The following is a 14,006-nucleotide window of genomic DNA, read 5'->3' as shown; positions in this document are numbered from 1 at the left end:
ACCGGCAAGTGCCAGAATGGCAACCATGACGATCAAGGTTTATTTCGACATCACCATCGACGACCAGCCCGCCGGGCGGATCAACTTCAATCTCTTCGACGACGTGGTTCCCAAGACGGCGGAGAACTTCCGCGCCCTGGCGACCGGCGAGAAGGGGTTCGGCTTCAAGGGGTCGTCCTTCCACCGGGTCATTCCCGCCTTCATGCTGCAGGGCGGCGACTTCACCGCGGGCAACGGCACGGGCGGCAAGAGCATCTACGGCGCGAAGTTCCCCGACGAGAACTTCCAGCTCAAGCACACGAAGCCGGGCCTGCTCTCGATGGCCAACAGCGGTCCGAACTCCAACGGCTCGCAGTTCTTCATCACCACTGTGGTCACGTCGTGGCTGGACGGCAAGCATGTCGTCTTCGGTGAGGTCGCCGACAACGAGTCCATGGACGTGGTCCAGAAGATCGAGTCCTACGGCACCCAGGCCGGGAAGACCAAGGCCAAGATCACCATCTCGGACTGCGGCGTCATCTGACCGCCCGCTTCCCCCCGCTCTTCCGTAACCCGAGCGAACTGAGCGCCCCGGCCGACGAACCTGTCGGCCGGGGCGCTGGTGCGTGCCACCAATGGCTGAAGACCCGGCATGCGCGCGGTCAGCGGTCCCGGTGGGCCGTCAGGATTCCTCGAAGTAGGCGTCCAGGACGGCGTCGAGCTCTGCCGTCCACTCCTTGAGCTGGCTCCTGGCCGCCGCCTCGACCTCGGTGTTGAACCAACGGCGGCTCGACAGGTGGACCGTGATGGTGAACCGGCGACCGAATCGCGGCGAGTGGATCTCGACCGCGCCGATTTCGCTCCACAGGAACTCGGCCTCCTGATCGTCCAGCCGGAACCGGACACCGGCTCGGTCCGCGGTGATCGAACCGCGCCGGTCACTGACCTCAAAAACAGGTCCCTCTTCCTCTTCTTCCTCCTTGGCCTCTTCTTCCCTGGCCTCCTCCTTGGCCTCCTCCTCAACTTCGGGGGCGTCGTCGGGCATTGCCTCCTCGGTCTGCTCCGGGACCGCGTCCTCGGACTCGGCAGGACGGGGGCCCGTCAGGCCAGGGATGTACGCCGGGTCTGTCCCCGCGGCGAACTCGGGCTGAGTGTTCGGATCTATGCTCTGCTCCACGGCGGGCAGTATGGACGACGAACCTGTACGAGGCCAGTTGGTCCGCTGCAACCGCGTGGCAGGCCGCCGACCGGCAGCACCTCCAAGTGGGGTGCCCAGCACTGGCAGGCCCGATCGGAAGCCCCAGGGCGTGAGGAAACCCGCCCACTCCGTGCTCAGCAGCGGTGACAAGGGTTTTCCCCGTATCGGGTTCATCTCCGCGTTCCCTACTGTCTGCCGGACCGGCGGATCGCAACCCCTTGACGCTCCGTCGGTGACGGTCCTTGACCCGGGGCCGTCGCGCCGGCGGCGGCGCGTGGGCACCCCAGCCCAGGGAATCGCGGCTGTGCCCCCACGCCGGCCTTGGTTCCCGCGCCGCCCGCCGTGCTCCGCACCGTCAGTTGAAAGGGAACACCTTGAACGGTTCCAGACGGAGACTCATATCCGTTGTGGCCGCCAGCGCCGCCATCGCTGCCGTCGCCGCCACGTCGTCCGTGGCACTCGCCGCCACTCCGCAGTCGCCCGCACCGGTCCCCGCCCCGGCTTCGCAGTCCATGGCTGCCCTGCCGACCGCACCGGTCGAGAAGCTCATCGTCACCTATACGTCCAAGGCGACCGAGGCCAGTTCCAACGCGGCTGCCGCCGGCGACGCGACGGCCAAGGGCGCCGAGACCGGCGAGTCCCTGTCGTTCGAGCGGCGGCTCGCCGGTGGCGCGGCCCTGGTCGACCTCGGCGGCAAGGCGTCCAAGCAGGACCTCACCGAGGTCATGGCCGCTTTCCGCGCCGACCCCTCGGTGGCGTTGGTCGAGCCCGATATCCGCGCCTACGCGATGGCTGTCACCCCGAACGACACCGAGTACGCCAAGCAGTGGGACCTGTTCGAGGCCACCGGCGGCATGAACGTGCCGGGCGCCTGGGACAAGTCGACCGGCAGCGGCGTCACCGTCGCCGTCATCGACACCGGCTACGCCGCCCACACCGATCTGGCCGCCAACGTCGTGTCCGGCTACGACTTCATCTCGTCCTCCGCGGACGCCCGGGACAGCAACGGCCGGGACAGCGACGCCAAGGACGAGGGCGACTGGAACGCCACCGCCGGCGAGTGCGGCACCGGTTCACAGGCCGGCAACTCCTCCTGGCACGGCACGCACGTCGCGGGCACCATCGCGGCAACGACCCACAACAGCAAGGGCGTCGCGGGCATCGCGTACAGCGCGAAGATCCAGCCCGTGCGCGTGCTCGGCAAGTGCGGCGGCTCATCGGCGGACATCGCCGACGCCATCACCTGGGCGTCCGGCGGCACCGTGCCCGGTGTCCCGGCGAACGCCAGCCCGGCCAAGGTCATCAACATGAGCCTCGGCGGCTCCAGCGCGACCTGCCCCAGCGTCTACCAGAACGCCATCAACGGCGCGGTCTCCCGCGGCACCACGGTCGTCGTCGCGGCGGGCAACAGCAACGCCAACGCGTCGGCCTTCACTCCCGCCAACTGCGCGGGCGTCATCAATGTGGCCTCCACCAACCGTGCGGGCAGCCGTTCCTACTACTCCAACTTCGGCAGCAACATCGACGTCTCCGCGCCCGGTGGCGAGACCCGCAACGCCACCGACACCCCCGGCACCGTCACCACCCCCGAGAACGCCATCCTCTCGACGCTGAACTCCGGCGCCACCACGCAGTCGACGGAGAACTACAAGCCTTACCAGGGCACGTCGATGGCCGCCCCGCACATCGCCGGGCTCGCCGCGCTGCTCAAGTCAGCCAAGTCGACCCTCACTCCGGCCGAGATCGAGTCCGCGATCAAGAGCAACGCCCGTCCGCTGCCCGGCACCTGCACCGGCGGCTGTGGCGCGGGTATCGCTGACGCCACGAAGACAGTGAACGCCGTTACCGGAACCACACCCCCCGCCGGTACGACGTTCACCAACGCCACGAACGTCACGATCACGGACAACGCGACCGTCAGCTCGTCGATCGCCGTCACCGGCCGCACCGGCAATGCCCCCGCCGCCCTCAAGGTCGACGTGGACATCAAGCACACCTACCGCGGCGACCTGGTCATCGACCTGATCGCCCCGGACGGCACGGTGCGCAATCTGAAGGCCTCGTCGTCCTCCGACAGCGCCGACAACGTCCTGGCGACGTACACCGTCGACGCGTCCAGCGAGGTCGCCAACGGCACCTGGAAGCTGCAGGTCCGCGATGTGGCATCGAGTGACACCGGATACATCGACACCTGGAGTCTCACTCTCTGAGGCCCCAGGTAGCCCTGCATCATCGCTGGTCAAGGGCGTGCTCGCGGCAGTCTGCCGCGGGCGCGCCCGCCGCTTTTCCGCGCGCGGTTGTCCGTATGGCGGACAGCTGCCCTGGACGGCGGCGGTCTGCTTCGTATTCTCTGCTCGCACGTGTGCGAGCAGAGAGTGGTGGATAGGTGACGACGACGCCGTACCGCCCCGCGCCGGTCGGGCGGGCGGAGCTCCTCGCCCGGCTCGACCGCGTCCTGCACACCCGCGGGCGCGCCCTGCTCACCGGCCCCGCCGGGGTCGGCAAGACGGAGATCGCCCTGGCCGCCGCCGCGCGCGCCGAGTCCCGCGGCGAGCACGTGGTGTGGGTCGCCATGCTGCCCGCCGACCGGGACATACCCGGCGCGGCTGCCGCCGCCCTCGTCGCGACGATCGCGGCGTGCGTGTCCTGGCCCGGGGCCCGGACCCACGGCGATCCCGGCGCGTACGACGTGCTCGCGGGGCTGCCGGGGCCACAGCGGACCGCCATCGCCATGCTGTGCCGCGAGACGCCCATCCCGGACGGCGGCTGGGACCCCATCGCGCTGCGGCTGGCCCTCGCCCACATCCTGCGGACGCTGGCCGCGCAGGGTCCCGTCCTGCTCGTCGTCGACGGCGTGCAGCGCATCGACGCCGACAGCGCCGATCTGCTGCGTTTCGCGCTGCATCTGGCTCCGTCGGCGCTGCGGGTCGTCGCCGTCGAGACCCCGTCGGCGTACGGGCGGCATGAAGCCGCCGCGCGTGCGCAGCGGCCGGACGCGAGTGGCCCGGAGCCGCTGTGGGTGCCGTCCGAGGCCGATGTCCTGTTCGTACCGTCGCTGCACGCCGACGAGATCGCCGAACTCCTCATCCACCACCGGCTGCCGTCCCGGATGGCCGGCCGTATCCACCGGGCCAGTGGCGGCAATCCGCGTCTGGCGCTGGCCGTCGGCCGCTCGCTGGCCGACGCGCGGACGCCCGTGCACCACGCCGAGGAGCTGTCCCTGTCCGGGCGCGCCCGCGATCTCGCGCGGCAGCTGCTGGGCGCCGCGTCGCCCGGCGTCCGCGCCACGCTGCTGGTGGCCGCGCTGGCGCTGCGCCCGACGGCGTCGCTGGTCCGCCGCGCGGGCCGCCCCGCGGCCGAGGCGGATCTCGCCGCCGCCGAACGGGCGAACCTGGTCTGGCTGAAGGAGGACGGTACGGTCGCGTTCACGGCGGGCCTGCTGCCCTCCACGCTGGTGCACGACGCCTGCTGGGCCGAGCGCAGCAGCGGTCACGCGGCTCTGGCGCGCGTCGTGGACGACCCGGTCGAGGCGGTACGGCACCGGGCGCTGGCCACCGACATCCCCGACGAGCTGCTGGCGGCGGAGGTCACCGCCGCCGCCGAGACGGCGCGCCGCCGTGGGAACAGCGCGCTGGCCGCCGAACTCGCCATGCTGGCCGCCGAGTCCACGCCCGTCCAGCACACCGCGCAGCGCATCGCCCGGCTGGTCGACGCCGCCGAGGAAGCCGCCCGCGCCGCCCGCGCGGATCTGGCGATGCGCGCCGCGACGGATCTCCTGGCCCGCGACGCCGCGCCCGCCGACCGGGTGCGCGCGCGGCTCGCGGTGCTGGACACCGCCGGGCAGGGGCTCAGCGGCCTCGATGAGATCTACGTACACGCCATGGAGGACTCCGAGGGTGACACGGCGCTGCGCGCGGCCGTACAGCTGCGGCTCGCGGTGAAGTACGTGCTGGCCGACGGCGATCCCGTACGGTCCCGGGCGGCGGCCGTCGAGTCGGCGGCGCTCGCCGGTTCGGTGGGCGACGACAGGACGGCGGCGCGGGCGCTGACCGTGCGGGCGCGCATGGACCGGGTGCTCGGTTCGCCGGACGCGGAGCGGGTGCTCGCGCAGGCGCGGGAGCTCGAAGTGATCGAGAGCCCGCTCGGCATCCGTAACGCGGCCCAGATCCTGACGATCCGCCATGCGCTGTTCGACGACCGGCTGACCGAGGCGCGCGACGGGATCAACGCGCTGCTGCCGCTGGTCGAGCGCCGTGGCTCGGTCGAGGACCGCATCGAGCTGTTCCGTACGCTCGCGGAGGTCGAGGCCCGGCGGGGTCAGTGCGCGGCGGCGCTCGCGCACGCCGGGCGGTCGCTCGCGCTGACCCTGGAGGCCGGGCTCTCGCCGGGGCCGGCCTGGTTCGCGCTGGCCCTCGCGGAGACCGCCGGCGGCGGCTTCGGCCGCGCCGCCAGCTACGCCCGGCGCAGCGCCCAGGCCTCCGAGGAGGAGTGCGATCACGTCTTCCTGTCCCGGAGTCTGTACGCGCTGGGCCGGGTGCAGCTCATCACCGGGGATGTGGCCGGGGCGCTGGAGACGCTGCGCCGGGTGCGGGCGGGCGAGCACGCCCAGTCGGCCGTCGACCCGTCGATGCTGCGCTGGCACGAGGAGCTGGCGGAGGCGCTGGTGGCCAACGACGCCCCGGAGGAGGCCGCCTCGCTGCTCGCCGATGTGCGACCCGTCGCGGAGCGCCTGGGCTGTACGACGGTGCTGCTCGGCTGCGACCGGGCGTACGCGCTGTATCTGGCGGCGAGCGGGAAGTCCGAAGAGGCGGCGGTGCTGCTGACCACGACCGCCGACCGCTTCGCGCTGGCGGGGCTGCCGCTGGAGCGGGGGCGGGCGCTGATCGCGCTGGCCCGGGTCGAGCGCCGCCGCCGCAGACGCTCGGCCGCGCAGAGCGCGCTGCACGCGGCGGCCACGGTCTTCGAACGGGCGGGGGCGCTGCCCTGGCTGGCGCTGGTGACGGAGGCTCCGTCCCGTACGTCCGAGCCCGACCCCGCGCGCGGCGGCGCGGTCTCCGGCCTGACCGAGGCGGAGCTGCGGCTGGCGCTGCTGGTGGGCCGGGGGGCGAGCAATCAGGAGGCGGCTGCCAAGCTGTATCTGAGTGTGAAGACGGTCGAGGCGCGTCTCACCCGCATCTACCAGAAGCTGGACGTCCGCTCGCGGGCGCAGCTGGCGACGGCCCTGAGCGGCCGGAGCAGCTGAACCGGACGCAGTGAGCGAACCGGCCCACGTGACCGAACCGGTTGAAGCGGCTGAATTTGCCGAATTGGCTGAACTGGCTGAACTGGCGTCAAACCCGGCGGCGGGCGGTAGCGTGCCGCGATAGGACGCGACAGGAGCAGGATCAGGATCAGCGTATGCGGGTCCACCGGACCCGGTGGATCATGAGAGGGATGACCGGATCCGTGACCACGATCAGTGAGAGCCCGGAGGACCCGTTCTCGCTGGCTCGCGCTGCCTCCGTAGTGCTGGACCACCGCGGCTCGGTGGCCGGCTGGAGCGACCGCGCGCGGGAGCTGCTGGGTTACCCGGCCGAGGAGGTCCTCGGCCGGTCCGCCGCCGATTTCCTGGTCGATCGTGCCGATCGCCAGGTCGTCCGGGAGGCCGCGGCGGCCTGCCTCGCGGCCGGTGGCTGGTTCGGAATCCTGCCGGTGCGGAGCCGCGACGGCCGGACCCTCGGTTTCGGGGTGCGGGCCCGTCGCGTGGTCCGGGGGGCGGGCAGCGCCGACGAATGGTTTCTGGTGGGTGCGCCCGCGGAGGAAGTCGTGCAGTGGGAGATCGACCGGTCGGTGATGGACGGGCTGTTCAGCCGGTCGCCCATCGGCCTGTCCGTCCACGATCCGGGGCTGCAGATCCTGCGGGTCAACCGCGCGATCGCGAAGATCGGCGGCATGGAGGCGGAGCAGGCGCGCGGCCACCGTATCGGCGACTTCCTGCTCCGTCCGGACGCGGAGACGATCGAGACCCGGCTGCGGCAGGTGCTGGACACGGGGATTCCGATGATCTTCACGGAGCAGCCGTGCCGCGTACGGAGCGATCCGTCCCGGGAGCGGCTCGTCGCCGTGTCCGCGTTCCGCATGGAGAACGCCGACGGCCGGACGCTGGGTGTGACGCAGCTGATCGAGGATGTCACCGCCCGGCATCGCGCACAGCGCCGACTGGCGATGTTCAATCAGGCCAGCGCCCTCATCGGGACCACGCTGGACGTGGACACCACGGCGAGGGAACTGGTTGAGGTCGCGGCCCCCGGCATCGCCGACTGGGTGTCGGTCGATCTGCTGGAGTCGGTCAGCCTTGGCGCGGAGCCCGTGCCGGGCGAGACCGGGCCCCTGCGCAGAACAGCGCTCAAGACGGTCACACCGCAGGGGGAACAGCTGCTGGACCCGGTGGGCACGGTGCGCTCCTTCGCCCCGGACACGCCGCAGGCGCGGTGCATGGCCGGGCGGCACCCGGTGCTGGCGGCCGACTTCGACCCGTTGGACGTCGGCTCGGGCCTGGATCCGGAATGGGCGGCGCGGGCACATTCCCGGGGCGTCCACTCGCTGATGGTGGTCCCCTTGACCGCCCGCGGCCTGGTCCTGGGCATTCTCTCCCTGTGGCGGTTCCGGCTGCCCGAGCCGTTCGAGGCCGACGATCTCACGCTGGCCAGTGAATTCGCCGGCCGGGCCGCGCTCTCCATCGACAACGCCCGCCGCTACACCCAGCAGCACCGCACCGCGCTGGCGCTGCAACGCCGCCTGCTGCCCCGCGCGTTTCCCGAACATCCCGCGGTCGTCGTCGCCCACCGCTATCTGCCCGCGGGTGGCGCCGCGGGAGTCGGCGGCGACTGGTTCGACGTCATTCCGCTCTCCGGAGCGCGTGTGGCCCTGGTCGTCGGCGATGTGGTCGGCCACGGCATCAACGCCGCGGCCACGATGGGCCGGCTGCGTACCGCCGTACACACCCTGGCCGACCTCGACCTCGAACCCGACGAGGTGCTCTCCCACCTCGATGACCTGGTGACCCGGCTGGCGGAGGAGCAGGAGCCCGGCACCGAGGGCTCGCCCGGGGACCAGGTGGTGGGCGCCACCTGCCTCTACGCCGTGTACGACCCGGTGTCCCGGTGCTGCTCGCTGGCGCGGGCGGGCCACCCCCCGCCGGCGGTGGCGACGCCGGACGGGCAGGTGAGCCTGCCCGACCTGCCCGCGGGTCCGCCCCTGGGCCTGGGCGGGCTGCCGTTCGAAACGGCGGAACTGCACCTTCCCGAAGGCAGTGTGCTGGCCCTCTACACCAATGGGCTCATCTCGGGGGACGACCACGACATCGACGCCGGGCTGTCCCGGCTGTGCGCCGCGCTGGCCCGTACGGACCGGCCACTGGAGGAGACCTCCCAGGAGGTGATCGACCAGCTGCTGCCCACGCGGCCCGCCGACGACGTAGCGCTGCTGCTGGCTCAGACCCGGGTACTGGCGCCGGAGCACGTCGCCAGCTGGCAGCTGCCCGCGGAGCCCACCGCACCGGCCAGAGCCCGCAAGCTGACCGCCGACCAGCTCGTCGCCTGGGGACTGGACGACATGCTCTTCACCACCGAGCTGATCGTCAGCGAACTCGTCACCAACGCCTACCGCTACGCGGGCGGGCCCGTGACGCTGCGGCTCATCCACCACCACCGCCTCATCTGCGAGGTTTCCGACCCGAGCAGCACTTCCCCCCATCTGCGCCGCGCCCGCCCCACCGACGAGGGCGGCCGGGGACTGCTGCTGGTCGCCCAGCTGACGGCGCGGTGGGGCACGCGGCACGCGCACGAGGGCAAGACCGTCTGGACCGAGCAGGAGTTGCTGCCCTGGCCCACCGGCGGCTGACGTGCCCGGACGTGCTTGAGGTCACACTTTCGGAGCGGGAATGACAGGAACGGACCGGGGTGGTTCCTCGTTCCTATGTATGTGGACGCGGCGACGGCGATCGCCCGCCGTGCCACCCCCTATACGGCCCCGGCTGGTCTCCCCCGTCCAGTCGGGGCTCCTTTTTCGCGCGCTTTACAGGGTTTACGAGCTACGGGCTGTACGCGCGGCTGATGACGGTTGTGTTGCATCGCCCGGTTCGCCGTCCCCATTGACCGGATTGCGTCGTTGGACCTGACATGAGCGTCTTCGGCAGCAACCCGGTCTTCCTAACCCGCGCGGCCCGGAGGGTGACGGCGACAGCGGCGGCGCGGACGGCGATGGTCACTCTGGCCGGGGCCACGATCGTCGTAGCGGCGGTGGCTGTCGTCCTCGGACGCTGATGTCCCGCTCCGGGCGGTGACCTCCCCCGCCCTGCGGACCGCCGACGACCTGGCGCGCACCGTCGCGCCGGCCATGGCGGACTTCCTCGGCGGGCAGGCCGCGGCCGATTGAGCCGATTGACCCGCCTGCCGCTGAACTCCCGGCCCTTGCCCTGCGTACCACCCCACAGCGACGACGGAACGCCGCACGCAGGGAAGGAGACCAGTGTGTCGACACCATCCGGACCCCGGCAGCCCATGCGGCGTCCGACGCTTGAGCCCACCCATGTCCTCCGCCGCCGGCGGCCCCGGCCGCTGTCGGATCTGCTGGATCCGGACGACGGCCCGGACTACGCCTATGAGTCCGTGGCGGTGCCCGCCTCGGACGAGGACACCCAGGAACTGCCGCCCGTCGTGGTCGACAGCGGGAACGAGAGCCACCACGGCGACAGCGACGCGGAGCGCCAGGCAACGGCGACGGTAGCGGCGTACGGCCGCCGGCCGACGGTCACCGTCATGGCCGCGATCGCCGTCGCCGCGCTGGTGGGCTTCGGCATCGCGCTGCTGCTCACCGGCGGCGAGACCGACACCGGACCACGGGCCGGGGCAGGGCCGAGTGCGGGGGCTGGTGGCGGTGCGGGGGCTGCGTCCCCGGCGCCCGCACCTTCCCGGGCGGCGGCCGGCGAGGCGGCCGACCCGGACGGCTCCGGCACGCTCCGCGAGGGAGCCACCGGCCCGGCGGTGACCGGGCTCCAGGAACGGCTGCTGCGCATCCCCAATGTGTACGAGGGCGGCAGCGTCACCGGCAGCTACGACGCGACCCTCACCGCCGCCGTATCCCGTTTCCAGCTCTGGTACGGCATCCGGGGCGACGAGACCGGCGTCTACGGCGACGACACCCGCCGCGACCTCGAATCCCGCACCTCGCCCTGACCGCGGGGCCCGCCCGCGGGCTCACATGGACTAAAGCCGGCCGAACAGCGTGTCGTAGCCCGGTGGCAGTTGGAGCAGGACGCGGCGCGTCAGCTCCTCGTCGGCGGAGTCCACCACCACGCTCAGCACGGCGCTGACGTCCCACTTCGCGGTCTCTTCGGTCGCGCCCTCGATCCACGCCGCTGTCGCCCGTACGAAGCGCTGCGGCGTGAGTGGTTCGGCCGCGGGGAGCGGGTTGAGGAGTATCAGTGCGCAGGTTTCCGGGAGCCGTGCGGCCAGTTCGGACCGCACGGAGCCGACCAGATGCGCTCCCAGAAGTCCGAGCACCACACGAGTCGCCCGATCGGCTTCCTGTCGGGAGGGGTACTCACCCCGCTCCTGAACCGCCGACAGGAACGCGTCCCACATCATCACCATCTCGGCCCCTATGCGTCGATGCGCTCCTTGCCCAGGGTATCGCCGAGGCGGAGCCGACGGCTCCGCGAGTAGCTGGGCCAGGCGGGGGAACTCGGTTGTCCCCGGAGGAAGTGAGGTGGAGCGCGATGATCGGAAATGGGCACCGCCGCCCGGCCGAGACAGCCGAGCATTCGGTGGGAGAGCTGGTCAAACAGGCATCGGAGCAGCTGTCCGCGCTGGTGCGCCAGGAAATGCGGCTGGCGCAGGCCGAGATGACGCAGAAGGGCAAACGGGCGCGTGTAGGCGGCGGGATGTTCGGCGGCGCTGCCGCGGTCGGGTATGTCGCCTTCATGGCGTTCGCCGCAGCCGCGATCGCGGGCCTGTGGCTGGTGGTGCCGCTCTGGGGCGCCGCGCTGATCGTGGCCGGTGCGCTACTCCTCGTGGCGGGGATCCTGGCGCTGCTCGGCAAGCAGCAGATGAGCCAGGCCAAACCGCCGATGCCGGGTCAGGCCATCAGCGGTATGAAGGCCGATATGGAGGCGATCAGGGAGAGGGTACGGCGATGAGGAAGCACCACGAGACGGACGGTTCCGCAGGCGGCCTTGAGGAGCTGCGGGAACAGGTGAAGCACGCCCGCGATCAGCTGGGTGACACGGTGGAGGAGCTGACCGCCAAGGCGGACGTGAAGGCCAGGGCCCAGGAGAAGGCCGCGCGCCTCGCGGAGGGGGCACAGCACAGGGCGAAGCGGGCCGCTCACGCCGTACAGGAGCGGACGCCGGAGCCGGTGCGAAAGAACGCGGCCGCGGCGCCGCTGATCGCCGTCGGGGCCGCGGGCCTGGTGACGGTGCTGGTGCTGCGTCGGCAGCACAGTGGGAGTACCAGCGGCAGAAGCGGCAGAAGCATGAGGACTGTAAAGAGCGTGAGGAGCGCTCGTAGGCCCAGCGGGCGGCGCGGAAGGTGGTGCTGACGCATGGGCAAGCTGCTGTACAAGCCGTTCGGCCTGCTGTTCGGGGCGCTCGGCGGCGTCCTCGCGGGTGCGGTCTTCAAGCAGGTGTGGAAGGCGGTCGGCGGCGAGGAGGAAGCCCCTTCCGCGACCGACGAAGAACGGAGCTGGCGGGAGGTGCTGCCGGCGGCGGCCCTGCAGGGCGCGATCTTCGCCGTGGTCAAGGCGGCTGTGGACCGCGGCGGGGCGGCAGGCGTACGGCGGCTGACCGGCACCTGGCCCACGTAGTAACCCGCCCCGCGCAGAACCCGCCGCCATGGGGCGGCGGGTTCTCTGTACGTACGACTACACGTACACGTACGACTACGCGGGCTTGAGCGGGTCGTGCCCGATGTCCATCAGGCTGTGCCGCCACTCCGCGCTGCCTGCCTTCGGATCCAGCTCCGCGGCCCGCTGCGACCGGATGACGGCGACGACGTGTTCCATGACCCGCACATCGTCTTCGGTGAGGTCGGTACGGCGCTTGCCGAGGACCTCAAGGACCCGGCGGCCCGTCGGCCGCCCCGCCTTGTCGGGGAGTTCCTCGACCTCTTCGCCCGCGGACTCGACGTTCAGCCACTCTTGCAGTTCGCGGGACGTCATATTGACGACCTTGTGGAACTCGTCCCACAGCTCCGCGCTCACCTGCTCCGATGCCGCCACAGCAGCCTCCTCGCTGTGCAGGAACGTACGAACGCGTGCCGGGTTCCCGACCGGCACACCGACAAACCATGACAGATGCGTCGCCGCCAACGGGTGGTGAACGGGACGGTGAGTCGCCACGTATTGAGGTAGGGCATCTTGTTTTCTCTCCGAGGCCCCACGGCGCTCTGGCGCCGTGCCGGACGACATTGGGGACCACGGATGAGGCACGCACGGCGGAACCTCCAGCGGATCGCGCGGCTGGCGGCTGTCGGCGGACTGGTCTGCGGCGGGCTGATGATCTCGAACGCCGTGGCGAGCGAACCGCCCGCCCAGGGGACGGCGGACGGCCCCTCCCAGACCGCCGAGCTGAGCGCGACCCTGGTCTCGCGGCTCGGGGCATCCCGTACCGCCGGCAGCTGGATGGGCGCCGATGGCCGTCCGGTCGTCGCGGTGACCGACGAGGACGCGGCAGCGGAGGTACGCAGGGCCGGGGCGAACGCCAAAATGGTCCCCTACAGCATGAGCCGACTGCGCTCGGCCACCGAGGCTCTGGGCGCGGCCCCCCGGACGGTGGGCACCGCGTGGGCGGTGGACTACGCCTCCAACAAGGTCGTGGTGCGCGCCGACAGCACGGTCTCCGCCGCCGACTGGTCGCGCATGACGGACGTTGCCGAGCGGATCGGCGGCTCCGTACAGATGGAACGGACCAAGGGCACCTTCACCACCAAGCTGAACGGGGCCGTCCCGATTTTCGCGGGCAAAGGCCGCTGCTCCGCGGGGTTCAACGTGACCAACGGGCGGGAGGCGTTCATCCTGACGGCCGGGCACTGCGGCCCGGTCGGCACCACCTGGTTCCGGGACACCCAGGGGAACGGGCGGGTCGGCACCACCGTCGCCGGGACCTTCCCGGGCAATGACTTCTCCCTCGTGCAGTACCAGAACAACGACCCGCGCAATGGCACCAACATTGTGGACATCGGCGGAGGCAAGGGCATACGGATCGTCGGCGCGGCCGACGCCGTCGTCGGTCAGCGGGTCTTCCGCAGCGGCAGCACCACGGGGTTCCGGTCCGGCCAGGTGACCGCGCTGAACGCGACGGTGAACTACCCCGAGGGCACGGTAAGCGGCCTGATCGAGACGTCACTGTGCGCCGAGCCCGGGGACAGCGGGGGCCCGATGTTCGCGGAGGGCCTGGCACTCGGCGTGACCTCGGGCGGCGACGGGGACTGCACCGCCGGGGGGACCACGTTCTTCCAGCCCGCGACAAAGGCGCTGGAGACCCTGGGGGTGACCTTGGCCGGAAGCGCTCCGGCCCCCGGCGAGGGCGCGGACGCGGGTACGCCCCCCGCCCCGTCGGCTGCCGCCGGAACCGTCCCGGAAGGGTCGCCGGGAGCGTCGAACGCGTCGGCGATAGTCACCGACATCGTGAACATGAGGAATCTCGGCCCGGGGCTGACGGTCATCGGCGCGAGTCTGGTGGGGCTGGTGGCAGCGCGCTGGATCCGGTCCAGCCAGGACCGCCGCAACTACCGCAAGTACTACTCCGAGAGCTGGGGCTGAGCCCCTGCGGGGTGCGCCTGCGGCGAGCTTT

Annotated in this window: 13 protein-coding genes; 10 read left to right on the top strand and 3 right to left on the bottom strand. The window is 71.6% G+C overall.

Annotated elements, in window-relative coordinates; translation table 11 throughout:
* Positions 1-25 precede the first annotated feature (25 nt).
* The gene (locus tag ACIHCQ_RS17455; RefSeq protein WP_399662813.1) at positions 26-523 is read left to right on the top strand and encodes a peptidylprolyl isomerase; all 498 of its coding nucleotides are present in this window, start codon (positions 26-28) and stop codon (positions 521-523) included.
* Positions 524-661: 138 nt separating this feature from the next.
* On the opposite strand, the gene ACIHCQ_RS17450 is transcribed toward ACIHCQ_RS17455, so the two are convergent.
* Positions 662-1,156: a hypothetical protein gene (locus ACIHCQ_RS17450; protein ID WP_399662811.1), complete on the bottom strand. Its 495-nt coding sequence runs from the start codon at positions 1,154-1,156 to the stop codon at positions 662-664.
* Positions 1,157-1,584: 428 nt separating this feature from the next.
* Between ACIHCQ_RS17450 and ACIHCQ_RS17445 the strand changes: the two genes are divergently transcribed.
* From ACIHCQ_RS17445 to ACIHCQ_RS17425, 5 genes are all read left to right on the top strand, one after another.
* Entirely contained in the window at positions 1,585-3,387 is a 1,803-nt protein-coding gene (locus ACIHCQ_RS17445) for a S8 family serine peptidase (RefSeq protein WP_399662809.1), read from the top strand.
* Positions 3,388-3,563: 176 nt separating this feature from the next.
* Positions 3,564-6,419, top strand: a complete 2,856-nt coding sequence (locus tag ACIHCQ_RS17440) for an AAA family ATPase (RefSeq protein ID WP_399662808.1) — start codon at positions 3,564-3,566, stop codon at positions 6,417-6,419.
* Between the two features lie 191 nt (positions 6,420-6,610).
* On the top strand, positions 6,611-9,058 hold the full coding sequence (locus tag ACIHCQ_RS17435; protein ID WP_399662806.1) for a SpoIIE family protein phosphatase: 2,448 nt from the start codon (positions 6,611-6,613) through the stop codon (positions 9,056-9,058).
* A gap of 278 nt (positions 9,059-9,336) precedes the next feature.
* Entirely contained in the window at positions 9,337-9,480 is a 144-nt protein-coding gene (locus ACIHCQ_RS17430; protein WP_399662804.1) for a hypothetical protein, read from the top strand.
* Between the two features lie 207 nt (positions 9,481-9,687).
* Positions 9,688-10,392, top strand: coding sequence for a peptidoglycan-binding protein (locus ACIHCQ_RS17425; protein WP_399662802.1), 705 nt, complete (start codon positions 9,688-9,690; stop codon positions 10,390-10,392).
* A gap of 30 nt (positions 10,393-10,422) precedes the next feature.
* Here the strand turns inward: ACIHCQ_RS17425 and ACIHCQ_RS17420 are convergent, their stop codons facing one another.
* Positions 10,423-10,809, bottom strand: a complete 387-nt coding sequence (locus ACIHCQ_RS17420) for a DUF2267 domain-containing protein (RefSeq protein WP_399662800.1) — start codon at positions 10,807-10,809, stop codon at positions 10,423-10,425.
* A gap of 125 nt (positions 10,810-10,934) precedes the next feature.
* On the opposite strand from ACIHCQ_RS17420, the gene ACIHCQ_RS17415 reads away from it, so the two are divergent.
* The 3 genes from ACIHCQ_RS17415 to ACIHCQ_RS17405 are packed head-to-tail and all read left to right on the top strand — an operon-like array spanning position 10,935 to position 12,019.
* The gene (locus ACIHCQ_RS17415) at positions 10,935-11,354 is read left to right on the top strand and encodes a phage holin family protein (protein ID WP_399662799.1); all 420 of its coding nucleotides are present in this window, start codon (positions 10,935-10,937) and stop codon (positions 11,352-11,354) included.
* On the top strand, positions 11,351-11,755 hold the full coding sequence (locus tag ACIHCQ_RS17410; protein WP_399662797.1) for a DUF3618 domain-containing protein: 405 nt from the start codon (positions 11,351-11,353) through the stop codon (positions 11,753-11,755). Before ACIHCQ_RS17415 ends, ACIHCQ_RS17410 begins: the two co-directional genes overlap by 4 nt.
* Positions 11,756-11,758: 3 nt before the next feature.
* On the top strand, positions 11,759-12,019 hold the full coding sequence (locus ACIHCQ_RS17405; protein ID WP_399662795.1) for a DUF4235 domain-containing protein: 261 nt from the start codon (positions 11,759-11,761) through the stop codon (positions 12,017-12,019).
* 75 nt (positions 12,020-12,094) lie between these two features.
* Here ACIHCQ_RS17405 and ACIHCQ_RS17400 read toward each other — a convergent pair whose 3' ends face one another.
* Entirely contained in the window at positions 12,095-12,433 is a 339-nt protein-coding gene (locus tag ACIHCQ_RS17400) for a DUF3140 domain-containing protein (RefSeq protein WP_399662794.1), read from the bottom strand.
* Between the two features lie 201 nt (positions 12,434-12,634).
* Here ACIHCQ_RS17400 and ACIHCQ_RS17395 point away from each other — a divergent pair, with 201 nt between their 5' ends.
* Positions 12,635-13,975 carry a S1 family peptidase gene (locus ACIHCQ_RS17395; RefSeq protein ID WP_399662792.1) on the top strand — a complete coding sequence of 447 codons (1,341 nt, stop codon included), beginning with the start codon at positions 12,635-12,637 and terminating at the stop codon, positions 13,973-13,975.
* Positions 13,976-14,006: the final 31 nt, after the last annotated feature.

The sequence above is a fragment of the Streptomyces sp. NPDC052236 genome, assembly GCF_044548015.1.
Lineage (GTDB): Bacteria > Actinomycetota > Actinomycetes > Streptomycetales > Streptomycetaceae > Streptomyces.
Note: the sequence above shows the minus strand (reverse complement) of the source record. Positions and strands in the feature narration are given on the sequence as shown.